This window comes from Hymenobacter chitinivorans DSM 11115 (assembly GCF_002797555.1).
GTDB lineage: Bacteria > Bacteroidota > Bacteroidia > Cytophagales > Hymenobacteraceae > Hymenobacter > Hymenobacter chitinivorans.
In genome coordinates, this window is the sequence record NZ_PGFA01000001.1 from 784795 (window position 1) to 804162 (window position 19368).

The following is a 19368-nucleotide window of genomic DNA, read 5'->3' on the forward strand; positions in this document are numbered from 1 at the left end:
TTACTGCCGCGGCGGTGAAGGGCTTTGTCACGTTGGTACAACCCGTGGTAGGTGAGGTGAGGAAGCTGCTTCACTGCGTTCAGGAGGACAGAACAAATTCACGATGACAGAATACATAACGTCAGCCCTCTGCTCCACTGCCCGCCTTCCATTCCGCCGCGCCTGTTTACCTTTGCGGCTTCCCTTTGACTTGTCCTGATGTCGACTGCCGCTTCGCTTACCACGTTACCCGCCGTATTTGCTGCCTTCAACCGCCTGACCGTCCTCATCGTGGGCGACGTGATGATGGACGCCTACGTCTGGGGCAAGGCCAGCCGCCTCTCGCCCGAGGCGCCGGTGCCGGTCGTGAACGTGAGCCGGACCGAGCAGCGCCTGGGCGGGGCCGCCAACGTGGCCCTCAACGTGCAGGCTCTGGGCGCTACCCCGCTGCTCTGCGCCGTCATCGGCGAAGACACCGGCGGCAACCAGCTCCTGGAACTGCTGCGCGACAAAGACCTCTCGGCCGAGGGCATCGTGCGCAGCCCCGACCGGCCTACCACCGTGAAGCAGCGCATCCTGGCCGCCGGGCAGCATCTGCTCCGCATCGACTCGGAAGTGGAAACCGACCTCAACAACCAGGAGGCGGCCGCCCTACAAGCCCGCTACGAAGTCCTGCTGGACCGCGCCGACGTGGTGATTTTCGAGGATTACGACAAGGGCGTGCTCAACTCCGGCAGCATTGCCTACTTCATTGACCTGGCCCGGCAGAAAGGCATTCCGACCGTCGTCGACCCCAAGAAAAAGAACTTTCTGGCCTACCAGCACTGTACTCTCTTCAAGCCTAACCTCAAGGAGCTGCGCGAGGGCCTGAAGCTGGAATTCGGCGATACCGACGCCGACCGGCCCCAGTTTGAAGCCGCCGTGGAGCGTCTGCGCGAATTGCTTCGGCCCGAAATCGTGCTCGTCACCCTTTCGGAGCGGGGCGTGTTCAGCGAGTCGCAAGACAGTGGCCGCAGCTACATTCCGGCCCACCTGCGCATGATTTCCGACGTGTCCGGCGCCGGCGACACGGTTATCAGCATTGCCGCCTTGTGCGTGGCCCTGGGCCTGGAGCCGCCCGTCATGGCAGCCCTGGCCAACCTAGGCGGCGGCCTGGTGTGCGAGCAAGTCGGCGTAGTGCCGATTGAGAAGCAGCGGCTGCTAGAAGAGGCACTATCGGCTAACGTGCTAGGGTGAGGAATATGTCAATGAGCTAATGCGCCTGGTGTCCTTGCGAGCAAAGCGAAGCAATCCGTCCTCTGAAATGCACCGAGTTTTCTAAGGTGAAAAGCCCTCAACCGTAGCAACGATTGAGGGCTTTCTAGTAAAAGGGCAGGTCGTACTGTGCAGAGGCTTTAAATAGCGCCTTCGCGCGCCAGGGTGCTGAATTCCTTGACCGTGTTGATGAACACGCGCACGTTGTCGGGGTCGGTATCGGGGTAGACGCCGTGGCCCAGGTTGGCAATGTGGCGCTGGGGGCCGAAGCGGCGCAGCATCTCGATGGTAGCCTGCTGGACCTGCTCACGGGAGCCGTAAAGGGCGCAGGGGTCGAGGTTACCTTGCAGGGTTTTGGCGTCGCCGATGGCGGCGCGCACCAGGCGCGGGTCCTCGTTCCAGTCGAGGCCGATGGTGCGGCAGTTGAAGTGAGCGAAGTCCTGCACGGCAAACCAGGCGCCTTTGGCAAACACCGTGACGGGCACATCGGCGGGCATAGCATCGCAGATGGCGGCAATGTAGCGGGCCGAAAACTGCTGGTAGTGGTCGGGGGGCAGGATGCCGGCCCAGGAGTCGAAGACCTGGATGAGGTTGGCCCCGGCTTCCACCTGGGCTTGCAGGTAGGCAATGGTCGTGCGGGTGATTTTGTCGAGCAGTTCGTGGGCCAGCTCGGGGTTGGTGTAGAGCATACGCCGGGCCTTGCTGAAGGTCTTGGAGCCGTGACCTTCCACCATATAGGCCAGAATCGTCCAGGGCGCACCGGCAAAGCCGATAAGGGGCACCCGGCCGTTGAGGGCGCGCTTGGTCACGCGGATGGCCTCCAGCACGTAGCCCAGGTGCTCTTCGGGGTCGGCGACGCGCATGCGGGCCACGTCCTGGGCCGTTTTGATGGTTTCGGGAAACAGCGGGCCGCGGGCTTCCACCATTTCGTAGGTCAGGCCCATGGCTTCGGGCACCACCAGGATGTCGGAGAAGATGATGGCCGCGTCCACGTCGAGGGCGTCCACGGGCTGAATGGTAACTTCGGCCGCCAGCTCCGGCGTCTCGACCAGCTCCTTAAAGCCGCTCAGGCGGCCGCGCAGGGCACGGTATTCGGGCAGAATTCGGCCCGCCTGGCGCATGAGCCACACGGGAGTACGTTCGGTTTCTTCGCCACGGGCGGCGCGAAGCAGGAGGTCGTTCTTGAGCATAGGTAGAAGGCGCAGGGCCGGAAATCGGGCGCAAGTTACGCGCTGCCGGGCAGCAATGCGCCGACTACTGGTTTATTTCACCTGTCATCCTGAGCGCAACGAAGTGGAGTGAAGCACCTTCCGCGCCTGATTGATAAGGCTTATTCAATGCCCCAAAACCCTTTACTACACCGGTAGCAAAGGGCTTTTGGGCGTTGGCAGAAGCTGTAGTGGGCTAGGTGAGGAAGGTCCTTCGCTTTGCTCAGGATGACAGCCGAAGTCACATACTACTGCTACCGAGCAGCCTGCTTGTAATGCACCGTGGGTAAACCGCGCAGCCGTTCGGCGGCCCATTCGGGGGTAATGTCGCGCTGGGGGTTGGCCAGCATTTCGTAGCCGACCATGAATTTGCGCACTGAGGCTGAGCGCAGCAGGGGCGGGAAGAAGTGCATGTGCAGGTGCCAGCTTTCGTGGGCCTGCCCGTCGGTGGGGCGCTGGTGGATGCCAGCCGAGTAGGGGAAGGAAATCTGGAACAGGTTGTCGTAGCGGATGGTCAGGTCGCGCAGGGCCTCGGCAAAGCTGTCCTTCTCGGCATCGGTGAGCTGCTCGATGGACGTGACGTGGCGGCGGGGCAGCAGCAGCGTTTCGAAGGGCCACACGGCCCAGAACGGCACCAGGGTCACGAAATGCTCGTTTTGGTACACCACCCGGGTTTGTTCCCGCAGCTCCAGCTCCAGGTAGTCGAGCAGTAAGCTGCGGCCGTGTTCCTGGAAGTAGGCGGCCTGCTGCACCGTTTCCTTGGCCGGGTCGGCGGGCACGGTGCGCTGGGCCCAGATCTGCCCGTGCGGGTGGGGATTCGAGCAGCCCATCATAAAGCCTTTGTTCTCGAAAATCTGCACGTAGTTGATGTCGGCGCGGGCCCCGAGCTCCTGGTACTGCTCCACCCACACGTCCACGACCCGGCGAATGGCGGCTGGCTCCATTTCGGGCAGCGTCAAATCGTGGCGGGGCGAAAAGCAGATAACCCGGGCCACGCCCGACTCGGCCTCGGCCCGCAGCAGCCCGCCCACGCTGACCGTGCCCGTGGGCACATCGGCCTGCAAGGCGGCAAAGTCATTGTCGAAAACGAAAGTGCTGTCGTAGCTGGGGTTCACGATGCCGCCGGCGCGGGTGTTGCCGGGGCAGAGGTAGCAGGTCGGGTCGTAGGCGGGGCGGGTTTCAGCTTCGGGCTCTTCCTGCTGACCCTGCCAGGGCCGTTTGGAGCGGTGGGGCGACACCAGAATCCATTCCCCGGTCAGCGGGTTGTAGCGGCGGTGCGAGTGTTCGGTCGTATCAAAAGCAGCCATAGCGAGAGAAGGTAGAAAGTCGGCTTACGCAAAAAAGCCCGTCCCGGTACGCTGACCCAGAACTCAGGCTCGACTTGAAAAGCCACCAGGCCTATTGGTTTCGGCATTGGGCCGGCGCGCCGGAGCTATTCCTGAAACAGGGCTTTGATGGCCGTGGCCATGAAGTTGACGCCGATAGCCAGGGTCAGAAAGCCCATGATGCGGGCCAGAGCCGCCATGCCGGGCCGGCCCAGAAACCGGGTTAGGCGCAGGGACGACATCAGAATGATATACGCTGCCAGGGCCACCAGCACGAAGCCGAAGAAAATGAGGCCCATGTCCAGAAACGTGAGCTTTTTGGTAAACAAGCCGATGCAGACGGCCATGGAGCCGGGGCCCGACAGCATGGGCATGGCCAGGGGAGTAAAGGAAATATCCTCCTTGTGCATGCTCTCCTCCAGCGTGGCTTCTGATACTTTGGCCCGGTTGCCGCCCGGCGTGAGCAAGTCAAAAGCCGAGCGCATGAGCAGGATGCCGCCGGCAATGCGCAGGTGGTGAATGTTGATACCGAAGAAGTTGAGCACGTACTGGCCCGCAAAAAACGACACCGACAGCACCCCCACCATGTAAATACAGGCCCGTAGCCCAATCTGGGCGCGGTGGCTGGGTGAGTCGTCTTCGGTCAGGGTCAGAAACACCGGCATGGCCCCGAAAGGATTGACAACCGAAAACAGCGTGGTAAAGGTGGCAAGTAGGATTTCCATGTACCAGAGCGGGGAAGTGGAAGGCAGGTAAAGGTACGAGGGATTGGGTATCAGCAAAGCGCTTAAAATGGTATGTTCGCAAAGTCAACCATGGCGTTACTGTCGCGTACAAGCGCTTATAGGGCCTGATGCCCGCCTTTTTTTCTTCCTATTTGCATGACAACTGCCTCTCCCGCAGCTACCCCCGCCGATGACTTTCGTGACACCCCGCTGGTGGGCATCGTCATGGGCAGCCAGTCGGACCTGAAAATCATGTCTGCCGCGGCCGAGGTGCTGCGGCAGTTTGGCGTACCCCACGAAATCACGCTCGTGTCGCCCCACCGCACACCCTACCGGCTTATCGAGTACGGTGAAACGGCCCGTAAGCGCGGTATGCGGGTCATTATTGCCGGTGGGGGCGGGGCTGCCCACTTGCCCGGCATGCTGGCTTCGTTTACTACGCTGCCCGTAATTGGGGTGCCCATCAACTCCACCACTTCCGTCCACGGCATCGACTCGGTACTCTCAATGTTGCAGATGCCAGCCGGGGTGCCGGTGGCTACCGTGGCCATCGACGGGGCCGCCAACGCGGCCGTACTGGCTACCCAGATGCTGGCTCTGAGCAACGCCCGCCTGGCAGATGTATTGGAAAAGTACCGTACCGCCCTCAAGGACAAAGTGATGCGCACCATCGAGGAGCTCCGTAAAGGCGGCTTCAATGATGAATAGGAGACCTGGTGAGTTGACGTTCAATCCGTCCTGACTGCGCAACCCGCGCCTCCAAAACGACAACTCACCGGTCACCGGTTCACCACTTCACCATTTTACAACCCCACCATCTTCCACCCAACTCTACACAAGTAAGTGCCTGACCTCGATGCTCCCATTTGGATTTTGCTGGCTCACGGGCTGACGCTGCTGCTGGCAGTAGCCTCGCTGGTGGCCACGCTCTTGCCTTTGCTGCGCGAAACTGCCTGGTGGATTCGCGTCTTCGACTTTCCCCGTCTCCAGATTGTCACCATTACGCTCCTGACTTTGGGCGGGGCGCTGCTGCTGGGCTGGCACCAGCTGGAGGGCTACTGGGGCCTGGGCCTGGTTGGCGCCCTGGGCGCGGCCGTGGTGTACCAGTCGTTTCGGATTGTGCCCTATACGCCAGTGGCCAGCAAGCAGATTGGTGACAGCACCCAGACCGATGGCAAGCGCCACCTGAGCCTAGCCGTGATGAACGTGCTGCAGTACAACAAGCAAGGTGCCCGGGCCCTGGCCGTGCTGCAGCAAACCGACCCCGACCTGATTATGGCCGTCGAAACCGACGCGTGGTGGTATGAGCAGCTCAAGCCCCTAGAAGCCACCCACCCCTACACTTGCCACGAACCCCTGGACAACACCTACGGCCTGCTGTTTTTTTCGCGCCTGCCCCTGGAAGACTGCGAAATCAAGTACCTGCTCGACGATGACGTGCCCTCCCTGCACGGCCGGGTGCAGCTGCCCGACGGCAAAACCTGGGTGCGCCTCTACGGGCTGCATCCCAAGCCCCCGGCCCCGGCCGAATCCAAAACCAGCACTAAGCGCGACGCTGAGCTGCTGCTGGTCGGCAAGGAAATTGACCGTAAGGATGAGCCAACCATCGTTTTTGGCGACATGAACGACGTGGCCTGGTCCCATACTTCCGAGCTGTTTCGCCGCATCAGCGGCCTGCTCGACCCGCGCGTGGGCCGCGGCTTGCTGCCCACCTTCCACGCCGACTACATGCTGCTGCGCTGGCCCCTAGACCACGTCTTCGTCTCGCCCGACTTTAAGGTGGACGATATTCAGCGCCTGCCCTACGTCGGTTCCGACCATTTTCCCATTTACCTGAAGCTCAGCTACGAGCCCCAGGCGAAAGTCGAGCAGGAGGAAAACTGTGAGCAGGCCGATATCGAAGACTTTGAGGAAGCCGAGCAGAAAATTCAGGAAGGCTTTGAGGAAGAAGATGAGGAAGAGGAGCAGGAGGACACTGGCCGGAAACCCCAACGGGAGCTGACCACCTGATGCGGCGGGTTTACTGCTCGTAAAGCCAAGCCATTTGCCGCTGACTGATGGCCTGGGGCAGCAGGCGCATGCTCAGGTTGCGCAGGCCAATCAGCAGCGGGTTTTCGAGCTGGGCCAGCCGGCCTAGTTGCCAGGAGGTGTTGACAATGCGGGTCGTGCGCGGCAGGCGACGCTGCTCGAAGCAGCGAAACGCGGCGGGCAGCTCGTAGTTCTTCGCCAGGCACTCGGCCAATACGGCGGCATCTTCCACTGCTTGACCCGCCCCCTGGCCCATGTTGGGCGTGGTAGCGTGGCCCGCGTCGCCGAGCAGCAGCACCCTGCCGTAGGTCAGGTGGGGCAGCGGCGGCAAATCCAGAATGTCATTCCAGAGCAGCTGGGCCGGCTGGGTGAGAGCCAGCAGGGCCGGGATAGGAGCCGGAAAATCGGCAAAGGTGCGCTGCAAGTCGGCCACGGTAAAGGCCTGGAAATGCGGATTGCGGGGCATAGAGCTATTGAGGCAGGCAAACCAATAGGCACGGTCCTGGCCCACGGGCACGTACCCGAGGCGGCGCCCCTTGCTGCCCCAGATTTCGTAGGAGTCGCCCACCGGGAGCCGCAGCTGGCTGGTATCGACCACCGCCCGCCAACAGGTGTAGCCCGCGTAGCGGGGCTGGCTCTGGGGCAGCAGCTGCCGCCGCACCAGAGAGTGCAGGCCATCGGCTCCAATCAGCGCATCGGCCGTCACGCTGGTCGAGTCCGTAAAGTAGGCGGTAATGTTGCGGCTGGTTTCGCTGAACCGCTCGAAGCGGGAATTCAGCCGGACTACCTCGGCCGGTAAGCTGGCCAGCAAAACCCGCTGCAGTGCCGCGCGGTGAATGCCCAGATTGTCGTATCCAATCTGCCGGGCAAAAAAAGCGGGGTCGGCCGTTTGCAGCACCTGGCCTTGCTCGTCGCACAACGACAGCCGGCTGATGGCCGTGCCCTGGGCCCGAACTGCCGCGTAAAGCCCAAGCTGCGCCAAGCCGCGCATAGCATTTGCTCCCAGCACCACGCCGGCCCCAACCTCCCGGAGCTCAGCCGCCGCCTCGTACACCTGCACCACGTGGCCCTGGCGCAGCAGAGCGTGCGCGGTAGTCAGGCCGCCGATGCCGGCCCCGATAACAATAAATGATGCCATAATACGCGGAGGTGTCCTAAATAAACTATACTGCCAACCGCGAATAGTTCAGTAGGGTGGGGTAGGAGGTAAACTAGTTTCGTCGGGAAATATAGAGTCTTCAACTGGTAAAAGATAACGCTCGGCTTTTTTTGCGGCATCTTTCTGCACTAGCTTCGCGTATTGGTTTTGTGCCAGTTTATAGCTGGTGTCCACTGTACGCTCCCCTTGCAACATGTCTGAACAAACAACCCCCCGGTTGTACTTTGAAAATCCCGTCGGGCGCCTGCTCGAACATCCCGACGGCTACGCTATTGTCGCCTATAACCCCGGTAAGCGGAAGCTGAGCGACATGCAGGCTTTCCTAACCCACGCCAGCCAGCTGCTCCGCAGCCGGGGCTGGCGCAAAATGCTCGGCGACCAGCACCTGATGTCGCCCTTCACGAATGAGGAGCGCACCTGGATTCAGAATTACTGGGTGTCGCGCACGGCCCAGGGCGACGAAATCTACGGCGCCGTAATCCTGCCCCAGGACGTATTTGCCCGGCTTTCCGTCAATCTGGTTATGAATGAGGCCCAGGAATCGGCCCTCACCTACCGGCTCTTCGACAATGAGACGGAGGCTAAAGCCTGGCTAATGCAACTGCCCTTATAAAGGCTGTTCTTTTAGTGAGTACCAAAAAAAAGGCCGGAAGCAATGCTCCCGGCCTTTTTTATCATCAATCAACAAATTACTTGTTACCGTCGACTTCTTCGTAGTCCACGTCGGTTACGTTGTCGTGGGGCTGGCCTTGCTGGCCGTTGCCCCCCTGGGCCCCGCCGTCGCCGCCGGGGTAGCCCTGGGGCTGGCCTTGACCGTCGCCCTGGGTGGCAGCGTACATTTCCTGCGAGGCAGCCTGCCAAGCGGCGTTGATGGCCTCCATGGCGGTGTCGATCTGGCCGAGGTCTTTGCTCTCGTGGGCCTTCTTGAGGTCGGCCAGAGCGTTTTCTACGGCCGTCTTGTTGCCGGCGCTCAGCTTGTCGCCGTACTCTTTCAGCTGCTTCTCGGTCTGGAAGATCATCGAGTCGGCCTGGTTGACTTTCTCAATGCGCTCCTTTTCCTGCTTGTCAGCCTCTTCGTTGGCTTTGGCCTCGTTGCGCATCCGCTCGATGTCGGCATCCGACAAGCCGGAGGAAGCCTCAATGCGGATCTTCTGCTCTTTGCCGGTGCCTTTATCCTTGGCCGATACGTGCAGGATACCGTTGGCGTCGATGTCGAAGGTTACTTCAATCTGCGGTACGCCGCGGGGTGCTGGCGGAATATCGGAGAGGTGGAAGCGGCCGATGGTGCGGTTCTGCGAAGCCAGCGGACGCTCGCCCTGCAGCACGTGGATTTCCACCGAAGGCTGGTTGTCGGAAGCCGTCGAGAAGGTTTCCGATTTCTTGGTCGGAATCGTCGTGTTGCTTTCGATCAGCTTGGTCATCACACCGCCCATCGTCTCGATGCCGAGGCTCAGCGGGGTTACGTCCAGCAGCAGTACGTCTTTTACTTCGCCGGTCAGTACGCCACCCTGGATGGCGGCGCCGATGGCTACTACTTCGTCGGGGTTAACGCCCTTGGAAGGCTTCTTGCCGAAGAACTTCTCCACTTCCTCCTGAATGCGGGGAATGCGGGTCGAGCCACCCACCAGGATTACCTCGTCGATGTCCGACGTGCTCAGGCCAGCGTCTTGCAGGGCCTTTTTCACGGGCTCCATCGAGCGGCGCACCAGCGAATCGGCGAGCTGCTCAAACTTGGCGCGGCTCAGCTTCACCACCAGGTGCTTGGGGCCCGAAGCGGTAGCCGTGACGTAGGGCAGGTTAATTTCGGTCTCCGAAGAGCTCGAGAGCTCCACTTTGGCTTTCTCAGCGGCTTCTTTCAAGCGCTGTAGGGCCATGGGGTCTTTGCGCAGGTCGAGGCCTTCGTTTTCGCTGGCGAAGGTTTCGGCCAGGAAGTTAATGATAACCTGGTCGAAGTCGTCGCCGCCGAGGTGGGTGTCACCGTTGGTGCTCAGTACTTCGAACACACCGTCGCCGAGTTCCAGAATCGAGATGTCGAAGGTACCACCGCCGAGGTCGTAGACGGCAATCTTCTGGTCTTTGTGCTTTTTATCGAGGCCGTAGGCCAAAGCGGCGGCCGTGGGCTCGTTGATGATGCGCTTCACGTCGAGGCCGGCAATGGCACCGGCTTCTTTGGTGGCCTGGCGCTGGGCGTCGTTGAAGTAAGCCGGTACCGTAATAACGGCTTCGGTTACCGTGGTGCCCAGATACTCTTCGGCCGTCTGCTTCATTTTCTGAAGCACCATGGCCGAAATTTCCTGGGGCGTGTACTGCCGGTCGCCGATTTTGACAGCTACCGTGTTGTTAGAGCCCTTTTCCAGCTGATACGATACGTACTTCGACTCTTCGGTTACTTCCGAGAAGCCGCGGCCCATAAAGCGCTTAATTGACTGAATCGTGTTCTGGGGATTGGTAATGGACTGACGCTTGGCCGGGTCACCGACTTTCCGCTCGCCCTTACCGTTGTCGAGGAACGCCACAATCGACGGAGTCGTGCGGCGGCCTTCGCTATTTGGAATCACCACCGGCTCGTTGCCTTCCATAACGGACACGCACGAGTTGGTGGTGCCGAGGTCAATACCGATTATTTTTCCCATTTTATTGGTTGTATGTAAGTGTTGGATGTGTCTGCTTTCAGGGTGCGAATCACTCGCGCCGGACTAATGACAAGCAGCGTACCAGCCCTGAAAACGGGGTTTTTCTGTGACACATTGTCATTTTAACCGACTCCCGAGGCAGGTTTTACGACGGACTGACTTTTACGGGGAAGTGGCCGGCGGGATATGCTGACAGCCGGGCAGGGAAGCAAAGAGCAGCTTGCCCTTACAGCTGCCATCTTTGATTTGCCGGCCATGCAGCGAAGCAGAGTGAATGACCCTCCTCGCTTAAATGACAAGTACTATTCAACGTGAAAAGCTCTTCACCGACTGTTGGGAAAGGGCTTTTGAGCGTTGACACAAACTACCGTGGGGTAGGCGAGGAAGGTCCTTCGCTCTGCTTCGCGCCGCTCAGGATGACAGCCGACTTCCTAAAACTGGCTTAAAAACCCGCTAATCGTTGCTTCCCACTGCTGCGGATACTTGCGCCAGTACGGCTCGTGGCCGGCGCCGGGAAAGTCGTGGCGCTGCTTGGGGCCGGCCAAAGCGGCGTAGATGGCATCGGTTTCGGCCCGGGTCACGCGCGGGTCGGCTTGGCCCCACATGAGCAGGGTAGGAGCGGTGACCTGCTTGGCAAACTCGGTGGCGTCGAGGTCGAAGGCCCAGAAGCCGTTTTGCACTCCGCCCCAGAATACGAGCAGGTTGGCCATAGGAAAAGCCGGCACGTGCATGGAGCTGAAGCGGTTCTGGGCCGTTTGGAGCATGCTGCCGTAAGGGCACTCGATGATGTTGGCCGCGGGCCGGACGCCCAACTCACTTTCGGCCCGCAAAATAGCCACGGCCCCCATCGAGGCGCCATACAGAATGATGGGCGCAGCAGAATCCTGCCGCTGCAGAAACGTGTATACGGTCTTCACGTCGGCCGATTCGCGGAAGCCGACCGTGGTTTGGAAGCCTTCGGAGCCGCCGTTGCCGGCAAAATCGACCAGCAAGACTGAGTAGCCCAGCTGCCGAAACGTACTGGCTTCGGTCAGCAGCTTGGCCTTATTGCTGGTGTAGCCGTGAAACAGCGCCACCCGGCCCCGGGCCTTTTCCACCGGACTAAACCAGGCCTCCAGCTTGCCATTCGGGCTTGGAATCGAAACCGTGCGGAAAGCAAAGGCTGGGGCGCCCAGGTTGCGGGGCTTGGGGTTTTTGATGCCCGTGAGCAGCACCCAGGCTTTGTCCAGGGCCGAAAGCTGCTCGGGGTTGTCGGTGTGGATACCGGGCTCGTCGGTGAAGTGGGTAAAGCGCCAGGCGTGCAGAAAAGCTACGCCATTGACGGCCACAAAGCCCAGCAGCACCAGCCAAAGCAGGCGGCGCTTCACTAGCGGCCCGCGCTACGCCCGCCACCCGAGCGGCCACCCGCGCCGGAGCTGCGGCCTGCGCCGCCCCCGGTAGGCTTCGGCCCCGAGCGACCTTTGGGCTTGTCGGAATCCGAGAACCGGCCGCCTTTGCCGGCCGCAGGCCGGGAGCCCGTCGAGCCCGCACCAGCTGACTTCGGACCAGCGGAACGGCCCGCACCGGCCGGTTTGGCTGGCTTGACGGAGGCTTCGGCTTTGGTAGCTCCAGTGGTTGATTTAGGCGCTATAGCCCGTTCGCCGGGCATTTTGGTGGCCGAGTAGGCCGAGCGCAGCTTGGCGGCTTCGGCTTCGGTCAGCTCCCGCCACTGCCCGGGCGCGAGGCCATCCACGGGCAGGTGGGCAATGTTGGTGCGAATCAGGCGCAGGGTGGGGAAGCCCACGGCGGCCGTCATCTTGCGCACCTGCCGGTTCATGCCCTGCGAAATCGTGATTTTCAGCCAGGAAGTCGGAATGGCGGCCCGGAAGCGGATGGGCTTGCTCCGTTCCCACAAGTAGGCGGGCGGCCCGGCCAGCAATTCGGCTTCGGCCGGGGCCGTGTAGCTGGTTTTGATGTCGACACCGCGGCGCAGCTGGGCCAGGGCTTCCTCGGTGGGCACACCTTCTACCTGGGCCAGGTAGGTTTTGGGTACCTTGTAGCGGGGCTCGGAGAGGCGGTGCTGCAGGCCTTTGTCGTCGGTGAGCAGCACCAGGCCCTCACTGTCGTAGTCGAGGCGGCCGACGGGGTACACGCCGGGCACGGGCACAAAATCTTTGAGCGTGGCGCGGCCGTTCTCGTCGGTAAATTGGGTGAGAACTTCAAAGGGTTTGTTGACGAGAACGTAGCGCATCAGCGTAGAAAACGGGGTACAGGAAAAGCAGAAGACAAGTTGGCCCCGGGCCGTAGCTCCATCTCAAGGAGTAGGAGCCGCGTTCCGCGCGTTGCAGTTCGCTAGGCCCGTAAGGAAACCTGGAGTGAACTCGCCGCGGGGCTAGCCGACAAAGGTACCAATAAGCAGCAGCACCGGCCGCGCTATTAGCCAAAATTCGTGCTGGGCCCCTGCCTCAAAGCTGATTATGGGCCCGAATCAGGGCGGCGAATGAGTCGCGGTAAGTGTCGCCGATGGGCAGCAGGCGGCCCCCAACCTGCACTTTGCCCCGCTCCACGTGCTCAATCCGGTGGAGGGCCACCAGAAAGGACTTGTGAATCCGGGCAAACCGGTCGGCCGTCAACACTTCCTCCACCCGGCGAAACGACTGCAGCGTAAGGATTTTGCCCTGACTGGTATAAATGAGCAGATATTCCTTCATGCCTTCGATGTAGAGAATATCGTCGAAAGCTACCCGTTGCAGGCGGTTTTCGTGCTTCACAAACATGGCCTCGGGGGGCGGGGAAGCTTCTGCCACTGGCGCGGGCACTGGCAAAAATGACTGCCGCACCTTATGAATGGCCTGCAGAAACCGCTCAAAGGCAATGGGCTTGAGCAAATAGTCGGTTACGCTGAGCTCGTAGCTGCGCACGGCGTAGGTGTCGTAGGCCGTAGTGAATATGATGCGTGGGCCCGGGGTGGGCAGCAGCTGGGCCAGCTGCAGACCCGTGAGCCGGGGCATGTGAATGTCGAGCAACACCAGGTCCACGGGAGTATCCTGCAGAAAAGCCAAAGCTGCCAGGGCGTCGTGAAACTGGCCGCGCACGTCCAGAAACGGCACCTGGGCGCAGTAGTCGGCCAGCACGTCCAGGGCCAGGGGCTCGTCGTCGATGATGACGCAGCTGATTTTGCGCGGGGCGGCTTCGAGTTCCATGTTAGCGGGCAGTTGGGGCCGGCGGGGCCAGGGTCAGCACCACGGTGTGCTCCTGCGGCTGACGGTCGACGGTTAGCGTATGACGGTTGGGGTAGAGCAGGTTGAGGCGGCGGCGCAAGTTAACCAGGCCCAGGCCCCCGGGCTGACCTGCCGGCGGCTGGGCCTGGTCATCCACGAAATTGTGCACCGAAAAGCGCAGTTCCCCGGCTTCGCTCAGCTCCACTGCCAGGCGCACCGCCTGGGGCCGCACCGACAAATCTCCGTGCTTAAAGGCGTTTTCGACCAGGGGCAGCAGCAGCATGGGCGCAATGAGGTAAGTGGGGTCGGCCGCCGTTCCTTGCTCCTGAAAAGCCACCGCCGTGGCCGCTTCGCCGGGCAGGCGCAGGCGTTGCAGGTCCAGAAAGCTGCGAATATTAGCCAGCTCTTTTTGCAGCAGCACCTGCTCGGCATTCGACTCGTAGAGCATGTAGCGCATGATTTCGGAAAGCCGCAGCACCGCCTCGGGCGCCCGCGCCGACTGCTGCTTGGTCAGGGAGTAGATGTTGTTGAGCGTGTTGAACAAGAAATGGGGGTTGACCTGGGCTTTGAGCAAGGCCAGCTCGGTGAGCAGATTTTGGTGCTCCAGCTCCCGGCGGTTGCGCTGGCCCTGCAGGTAGTCGCTGGTGACCTTGAGGCCGGAGCTGAAAAAGAGCGTTATCAGACCCCAGAGGATGTAGGGCTCCGTTTGCCGCGACGGATTGATGGGTTCGGCGCCGCCACTGGGAATCGTGTACCGGGAAATAAGTAGCCGCAGGCCCACCGACACGGCTATGGTCACGACGACGGCCAGCACGTAGCGCCAGACCTGGTTGTGGGCCAGGATATTGGGAATCAGAATCAGCCAATTGAAGTAAAAAAATCCCGCGTACAGAATATCAGTAAGGACCCCGTGCACGAGGGCATACCGCCAGTCGAAGGTGGGGCTGGCGTTGGGACGGCTCAGGGCGTGAAGGCCAAAGTAGATCTGTAGGGCGTCGATGGCCACTAGCCCCACCCATAAGGAAAGATGGGCCCACAACGGAACCCGGCTGGCCGCAGGCAGCCACCGCGGGGGCGTAATTGGGAATGCTAAAGCAGGGGTGGGCGGCATGATAAGCGGGCAAGACGCTACGTAATGAAGCGCCAAAATAGGCCCCGGTTAGCAAATAAGATGGGCTATTTTCAACCACCGGCCCGTTATTACGCCTGAATACGGGTCCGGGCTCTACCAACGGGCCGGCGGACCCCGCCGGAGGCTGCCGGGCCGGAGTTGTGGACCCGGAAACGGGTTTCGTCCTTCGTTGGGCCGGGTTGGTTGAATAACCTGAGGAGCTTGATGACTAACCGGTAGTTTTGATCTGTTACCACCAAACGGCCTGCTATGAGCACCTCTTCTCTTGTTGAAACCGACCGGCTTTCCTTTTCCTACGGCGCCCGGTCCATCCTGCACGACGTGTCCCTGGCCGTGCCCGCGGGGAGTATTTACGGCTTTCTGGGACCCAATGGGGCGGGCAAAAGCACCACGCTCCGCATCCTGCTGGGTTTGCTGCCCGCTCCGGCCGGCACGGTGCAGCTCTTCGGGCACGACCTGGCCCGGCACCGCGTGGCCCTGCTTACCCGCGTCGGGGCGCTGATTGAAAATCCCTCGCTCTACGACCACCTCAGCGGCCGGGCCAATCTGGAAGTAACCCGCACGCTGCGCGGCCTGGCCCGGGGCCGCTCGGAAGAAGTGCTGGCCTTGGTTGGCCTCACCGAGCATGCCCACCGCCCGGTCCGGGAGTATTCCCTCGGAATGCGGCAGCGCCTGGGGCTGGGCCTGGCCTTGCTGCCCGACCCCGACCTGCTGATTCTGGACGAACCCACCAACGGCCTCGACCCCAACGGCATCATCGACATGCGCGAGCTGCTGCGGCGCCTGCAGCGGGAGCAGGGCAAAACCATTCTGCTCTCGAGCCACCTGATCAGTGAAATTGAGCGCCTAGCTACTCACGTCGGCATTATTCAACAGGGCCGGCTCGTGTTTCAGGGGCAAATGGCGGAGCTGCAGAATCTGCAGCTGACCAACCGGCAGCTCGTCGTCGAAACCGAAAGCGCCGCTACCTGCCGCAATCTGTTGCCTGCCATTCTGGGCACTGCCCAGGTAACTGGCCCCGGCACCCTGATGCTGCCCTACGAGTCGCGGGAGCAGGTAGCGGCCCTGGTCGAGCAGCTGGTAGCGGCCGGGCAGCCCGTGTACCACATCAGCTGCCAGCAGCCCAACCTGGAAGAAACCTTTCTGCAGCTCACCGAAACCACCCACGCTCTATAAACTACGGTATGAACCCGACGACTCTGACTTCGCCCTCGCCCTGGCAGCAGCTGCGGCGCACCCACACCGCCGACTGGCTGAAGCTGCGCCGCACGCTCACGCTGGGGCTGGCCCTGGGCGGTGGGGCCTTGCCCGTGGTGCTCAACTTTCTGATTTTCTACTTTAAGGGCGACAAGCTGCTGCGGCCCGGGCAAAACCCCTGGGCGCACTACGTGTACATGAGCTGGCAGTCGGCGGCGGTGCTGCTGCTGCCGCTGTTCCTGATTCTGCTGACCAGCCTGCTCGTGGCCATCGAAAACAAGGCCACGGCCTGGAAGCACCTGTACGCGCTGCCGGTGGGGCGGGGCGCCGTGCTGGGCAGCAAGCTACTGGTGCTGCTGCAGCTCAACATGCTGGCCCAGGTGGTGTACGTACTGCTGCTATTAGCTTCGGGCAAAATTCTGGGCTTCGTGCGGCCCGAACTGCTGTTTCAGCAGCACGCCGCACCCGTGGGCGGAGTAGCCCTGATGCTGGCCCACACGTTTGTCGCCACTCTGGGTGTGCTGGGTATTCAGTACGTGGCGGCGCTGTGGTGGCGCAGCTTTGCCATGCCGCTGGCCGCGGGCATCGGCGGGTTGGTAGCCGCCCTCACGCTGCTCCGTTGGGAGTACATCGACTGGGTTCCGTACGCGGCGCCGACCCAAATTCTGCACGGAATTATTGAGCAGCCCAATGGTACGCTCTCGATTCAGGCGGGAGTGAGCCTGGCGGAGTGGACCAGCCTGGGCTGGTTTGCGGCGGCCGTGGTACTAGGCTATGGGTTGTTGCTCTTCCGCAAACGGGCGGATTAGCCGGCCCCGGCAATGCTTAGCGCCGCTTGAGGCGGTGGCTGGGAATCAGCTGCACTACGTCGCCGTTGGGGTATACCACGAATTCTCCACTGTCGCGGCTTACGTCGCCGACCTTGGTTTGCTCCCGGTAGTCGTGGCGCACGAAAGTGCCGATCTGGGCCGTGCCATTCGCTAGTTTCGGGGCAGTAGCCGGGGTGGCCGCGCTGTCGGCGTTGAGCTGCGCCACCTGGGCCGCATACGTTGCCGAGTCTTGCCGGGTGTAGGGCTTGGTGTCAAACGTGCCGGCCCGGTAGCTGGCCGGGTCGCCCATGCGGTTGCCCACGTATTCGGACACGGCCGATTCGGCGCGCTTTTCCGGGGAGTTATTGCAGCCGGCCAGCAAGGTCACGGCAGGAAGCAGAAAGAAACAGATTTTCATAGCGCTGGTAAAACGACTCCCAAAGTAACGCGAAGTTCTCCTTCGCGGGTCGTTGCACGGCATTCGTTCGGTTGGCAGCAACGACCTGCGAAAGGCAACTTCGCGTTACCGGCTTATATGCCGCCGGAGTATTTCCGGGTGGCCCACTCGGCGGTAATCAGGGCTAGCAGCAGGAAAAACAGCCATTTCAGGTTTATCAAGTCCTTGAGGTCTTCCTGGCTGTAGAGCACGGGCTTGGCGTTGGCTTTCTGAATGTCCTGGGTGAGCTGGGCAAACTGGCTCGGATAATACAGGCGGGAGCCGCTGCGGCGGGCCAGCTGGTAGAGCAGGTTGTGGTCGGCGCGGGCTTCCAGGGTTTCGAGCTGCTGCTCCTGTACCAGCAATTCGCCGCGGTCCTGCTGGAGCTGGCCGCCGAGCGTGGCCGTGGCGGCGTAGCGGTAGAGGCCGCCGGGCAGGCTGCCCAGGTGCAGCGGGGCGCCATCCTCGCTGTTGGTGAAGCTAAAGGTGCGGGTGCGGCTCTGCTCGTCGGTCAGGGTCAGCTTGATTTGCTGGCCGTAAATCCGCTCGAAAATGGCGTTATAGGTTTCGGCGGCAAAGGTCACGTCGTCGGCGGTGCTGAAGGCATCCTGGGTGGGGTACACGTCGAGGCGCTTCTTGTTGGCATTGGCCGTGAGCAGCTGTAGGGTCCGGATGATGAGCCGGTCGTAGGCCTCGGGCCGGTCGGCGTGGTCGGCGGCTTCCTGCAGGCGCCACTGCCAGCTGCCGTCGGTGAGCAGAGTGGCCTGGCGCTGGGCCGGACTGCCGCCGAGCACGAGCAGGGGCTTCTGGGTTTTGAGCCGGCCCACCTGCTGGTACAAGGCCACTTCAGCCCCGCTGTTCACCCGCAAATCCCCGAAGGGCACGGCCGCCGGCGGGTAGGCTGCAAAGCGGCGCAGGGCGTCTTCCTCGAAGGTAAAGCGCGAAAAGCTGGGGTTCAGAATTGGCGTCACGTCGTCGGTCTGGCTGCCGCGGGGCGTGATGCTCAGGCCGGTACCGAAGGTATTGTAGGCGTTGAAGTCGGACTGGGCCCCCACGATGTAGAGGGTCGGAATCCGGCGGCTCTTCACGGCGGCCAGCACTTCGGCACCCACCCCGCCCCGGGCCGGCAGCTGGTGCAGGATGGCCACGTCGTAGTCCTGGGCCTGTAGGGGCGTGATGCCGGGCAGATAGGTGGTCAGAGCGAAGTTGTCGTTTTGCTGAATGGCAGCGCGCAAGGCTTTCAGATCGGGGTGGGGAGCGGCACCGGCCAGCAGCACTTTCAGCCGGCCCTTTACCACTTCCAGGTAGGCGCTTTTGCTGTTGTTAAGCGTCGTAAACTCGCCGGCCAGGGGCTGCACCACCACTTCGTAACGGTGCTTGCCCGGGGCATTGGCCGTGAGCAGGAAGGTCGTTTTCTGGCTGCGCCGACTACCCGTGAGCGGCACGCGGCGGGTTTCGAGCACCCGGCCATTCTCGCGCAGCTGCACGGCGGCTTCCCCGCTGCTAAAGCCGCTGTAGTCGATTTCGGCCTCAATCGGGAACCGGTTGCCGCTGAAGGCCACCCGGTTGTAGGTCAGCTGGGCCAGGCGCACGTCCTTCTTGGGCAGCGTGTCGCCCACGGCTACGCTGTAAATCGGGTAGTTGAATTCCGAATACACCGGGCTGCGGCCCTGGTTCACAATGCCGTCGGAGACGAGCACCACGCCGGCCAGGTTGCGCCCGTCGTAGCCCTCGCCAATGCTGGTAAGCAGCCCGTCGAGGTCGGAGGAGGCGTTCTGGAATTGAATAGAGTCGGGCCGGGCCGGCCGGGTGGAGGTGCTCAGCGTGCGTGTTTCGACCTGAAAGCCTTTCTGGCGCAAAGAAGCTGCTAGCTGGGTGAGGCCGGTCGTGGCCTGATTCAGCACTGGCTTTGGCGTAAAGAGGCCCACCGACTGCGAATTATCCACGGCCAGCACTATGGTGGGCTGCTCCTTGGTGGTAGTGGTGGTTTTGATGAAGGGCGAGAGCAGCAGAAAGCACAGAAAGCTCACGACCACGAAGCGCAGGGCGGCCAGCAGGTAGTTTACCGGCTTGCTCCAGGGAGCCTTAGCCGAGTAGAGCAGGGCCGCATAACCCGCGCCCACGGCCAGGCACAGCAAGATTAACCAGGGAGAAGCAGCGGTGGAGAGCAAAGGCAAAGGGCGAAGAATGGAGCACTAAGAACCCGAAAACGAGCCGGGAAGTTGCTTGCAAGGCAGCCGAGCGTAGTGCTGAAGAACAGAACCGGGCGAAGTTAGGCACAGA

General features: G+C 61.8%; 17 protein-coding genes. 6 read left to right on the forward strand and 11 right to left on the reverse strand.

Going from position 1 to position 19368, the window contains the following annotated elements:
* The first annotated feature begins 198 nt into the window (after positions 1-198).
* Entirely contained in the window at positions 199-1215 is a 1017-nt protein-coding gene (locus CLV45_RS03220) for a bifunctional heptose 7-phosphate kinase/heptose 1-phosphate adenyltransferase (protein WP_100334950.1), read from the forward strand.
* 158 nt (positions 1216-1373) lie between these two features.
* Here CLV45_RS03220 and hemE read toward each other — a convergent pair whose 3' ends face one another.
* The 3 genes from hemE to CLV45_RS03235 all read right to left on the reverse strand — a co-directional run bounded on the left by hemE (position 1374) and on the right by CLV45_RS03235 (position 4491).
* Positions 1374-2423, reverse strand: a complete 1050-nt coding sequence (gene hemE, locus CLV45_RS03225; RefSeq protein WP_100334951.1) for a uroporphyrinogen decarboxylase — start codon at positions 2421-2423, stop codon at positions 1374-1376.
* Positions 2424-2695: 272 nt separating this feature from the next.
* Positions 2696-3748: a UDP-glucose--hexose-1-phosphate uridylyltransferase gene (locus CLV45_RS03230; protein ID WP_100334952.1), complete on the reverse strand. Its 1053-nt coding sequence runs from the start codon at positions 3746-3748 to the stop codon at positions 2696-2698.
* A 125-nt stretch (positions 3749-3873) separates the two neighbouring features.
* Positions 3874-4491: a MarC family protein gene (locus CLV45_RS03235; RefSeq protein ID WP_100334953.1), complete on the reverse strand. Its 618-nt coding sequence runs from the start codon at positions 4489-4491 to the stop codon at positions 3874-3876.
* Between the two features lie 156 nt (positions 4492-4647).
* On the opposite strand from CLV45_RS03235, the gene purE reads away from it, so the two are divergent.
* Both purE and CLV45_RS03245 read left to right on the forward strand, forming a co-directional pair.
* Positions 4648-5199, forward strand: coding sequence for a 5-(carboxyamino)imidazole ribonucleotide mutase (gene purE / locus CLV45_RS03240; RefSeq protein ID WP_100334954.1), 552 nt, complete (start codon positions 4648-4650; stop codon positions 5197-5199).
* A gap of 135 nt (positions 5200-5334) precedes the next feature.
* Entirely contained in the window at positions 5335-6501 is a 1167-nt protein-coding gene (locus CLV45_RS03245) for an endonuclease/exonuclease/phosphatase family protein (protein WP_100334955.1), read from the forward strand.
* 10 nt (positions 6502-6511) lie between these two features.
* On the opposite strand, the gene CLV45_RS03250 is transcribed toward CLV45_RS03245, so the two are convergent.
* Positions 6512-7657, reverse strand: a complete 1146-nt coding sequence (locus CLV45_RS03250; protein WP_100334956.1) for an FAD-dependent monooxygenase — start codon at positions 7655-7657, stop codon at positions 6512-6514.
* Positions 7658-7871: 214 nt separating this feature from the next.
* Between CLV45_RS03250 and CLV45_RS03255 the strand changes: the two genes are divergently transcribed.
* A complete protein-coding gene (locus tag CLV45_RS03255) occupies positions 7872-8291 on the forward strand; it encodes a hypothetical protein (protein WP_157807257.1) in 420 nt (139 codons plus the stop codon).
* 76 nt (positions 8292-8367) lie between these two features.
* On the opposite strand, the gene dnaK is transcribed toward CLV45_RS03255, so the two are convergent.
* From dnaK to CLV45_RS03280, 5 genes are all read right to left on the reverse strand, one after another.
* Positions 8368-10311 carry a molecular chaperone DnaK gene (gene dnaK, locus CLV45_RS03260; protein WP_100334958.1) on the reverse strand — a complete coding sequence of 648 codons (1944 nt, stop codon included), beginning with the start codon at positions 10309-10311 and terminating at the stop codon, positions 8368-8370.
* Positions 10312-10742: 431 nt separating this feature from the next.
* Positions 10743-11678 (reverse strand): alpha/beta hydrolase, encoded by a 936-nt coding sequence (locus tag CLV45_RS03265; protein WP_100334959.1) that lies wholly within the window; start codon positions 11676-11678, stop codon positions 10743-10745.
* Complete coding sequence (locus CLV45_RS03270; RefSeq protein WP_100334960.1) at positions 11678-12541, reverse strand: pseudouridine synthase; 864 nt, start codon at positions 12539-12541, stop codon at positions 11678-11680. Before CLV45_RS03270 ends, CLV45_RS03265 begins: the two co-directional genes overlap by 1 nt.
* 214 nt (positions 12542-12755) lie before the next feature.
* Positions 12756-13493 (reverse strand): LytR/AlgR family response regulator transcription factor, encoded by a 738-nt coding sequence (locus CLV45_RS03275; protein WP_245882582.1) that lies wholly within the window; start codon positions 13491-13493, stop codon positions 12756-12758.
* 1 nt (position 13494) lies between these two features.
* Complete coding sequence (locus CLV45_RS03280) at positions 13495-14622, reverse strand: sensor histidine kinase (protein WP_100334961.1); 1128 nt, start codon at positions 14620-14622, stop codon at positions 13495-13497.
* Positions 14623-14892: 270 nt separating this feature from the next.
* On the opposite strand from CLV45_RS03280, the gene CLV45_RS03285 reads away from it, so the two are divergent.
* Together CLV45_RS03285 and CLV45_RS03290 are read left to right on the forward strand one after the other, a co-directional pair.
* Positions 14893-15819: an ABC transporter ATP-binding protein gene (locus CLV45_RS03285; RefSeq protein ID WP_100334962.1), complete on the forward strand. Its 927-nt coding sequence runs from the start codon at positions 14893-14895 to the stop codon at positions 15817-15819.
* Positions 15820-15827: 8 nt separating this feature from the next.
* Positions 15828-16649 (forward strand): ABC transporter permease, encoded by an 822-nt coding sequence (locus tag CLV45_RS03290; RefSeq protein ID WP_100334963.1) that lies wholly within the window; start codon positions 15828-15830, stop codon positions 16647-16649.
* 16 nt (positions 16650-16665) lie between these two features.
* On the opposite strand, the gene CLV45_RS03295 is transcribed toward CLV45_RS03290, so the two are convergent.
* Entirely contained in the window at positions 16666-17067 is a 402-nt protein-coding gene (locus CLV45_RS03295; RefSeq protein WP_100334964.1) for a hypothetical protein, read from the reverse strand.
* Positions 17068-17180: 113 nt separating this feature from the next.
* Positions 17181-19256 (reverse strand): VWA domain-containing protein, encoded by a 2076-nt coding sequence (locus tag CLV45_RS03300; RefSeq protein WP_245882584.1) that lies wholly within the window; start codon positions 19254-19256, stop codon positions 17181-17183.
* Between the last annotated feature and the right edge of the window lie 112 nt (positions 19257-19368).

Coding starts and splice junctions, on each gene's coding strand:
- CLV45_RS03220 (WP_100334950.1), top strand. CDS start 199: ATGTCGACTGCCGCTTCGCTTACCACGTTACCCGCCGTATTTGCTGCC.
- hemE (WP_100334951.1), bottom strand. CDS start 2,423: ATGCTCAAGAACGACCTCCTGCTTCGCGCCGCCCGTGGCGAAGAAACC.
- CLV45_RS03230 (WP_100334952.1), bottom strand. CDS start 3,748: ATGGCTGCTTTTGATACGACCGAACACTCGCACCGCCGCTACAACCCG.
- CLV45_RS03235 (WP_100334953.1), bottom strand. CDS start 4,491: ATGGAAATCCTACTTGCCACCTTTACCACGCTGTTTTCGGTTGTCAAT.
- purE (WP_100334954.1), top strand. CDS start 4,648: ATGACAACTGCCTCTCCCGCAGCTACCCCCGCCGATGACTTTCGTGAC.
- CLV45_RS03250 (WP_100334956.1), bottom strand. CDS start 7,657: ATGGCATCATTTATTGTTATCGGGGCCGGCATCGGCGGCCTGACTACC.
- CLV45_RS03255 (WP_157807257.1), top strand. CDS start 7,872: ATGTCTGAACAAACAACCCCCCGGTTGTACTTTGAAAATCCCGTCGGG.
- dnaK (WP_100334958.1), bottom strand. CDS start 10,311: ATGGGAAAAATAATCGGTATTGACCTCGGCACCACCAACTCGTGCGTG.
- CLV45_RS03270 (WP_100334960.1), bottom strand. CDS start 12,541: ATGCGCTACGTTCTCGTCAACAAACCCTTTGAAGTTCTCACCCAATTT.
- CLV45_RS03275 (WP_245882582.1), bottom strand. CDS start 13,493: ATGGAACTCGAAGCCGCCCCGCGCAAAATCAGCTGCGTCATCATCGAC.
- CLV45_RS03280 (WP_100334961.1), bottom strand. CDS start 14,622: ATGCCGCCCACCCCTGCTTTAGCATTCCCAATTACGCCCCCGCGGTGG.
- CLV45_RS03285 (WP_100334962.1), top strand. CDS start 14,893: ATGAGCACCTCTTCTCTTGTTGAAACCGACCGGCTTTCCTTTTCCTAC.
- CLV45_RS03290 (WP_100334963.1), top strand. CDS start 15,828: ATGAACCCGACGACTCTGACTTCGCCCTCGCCCTGGCAGCAGCTGCGG.
- CLV45_RS03295 (WP_100334964.1), bottom strand. CDS start 17,067: ATGAAAATCTGTTTCTTTCTGCTTCCTGCCGTGACCTTGCTGGCCGGC.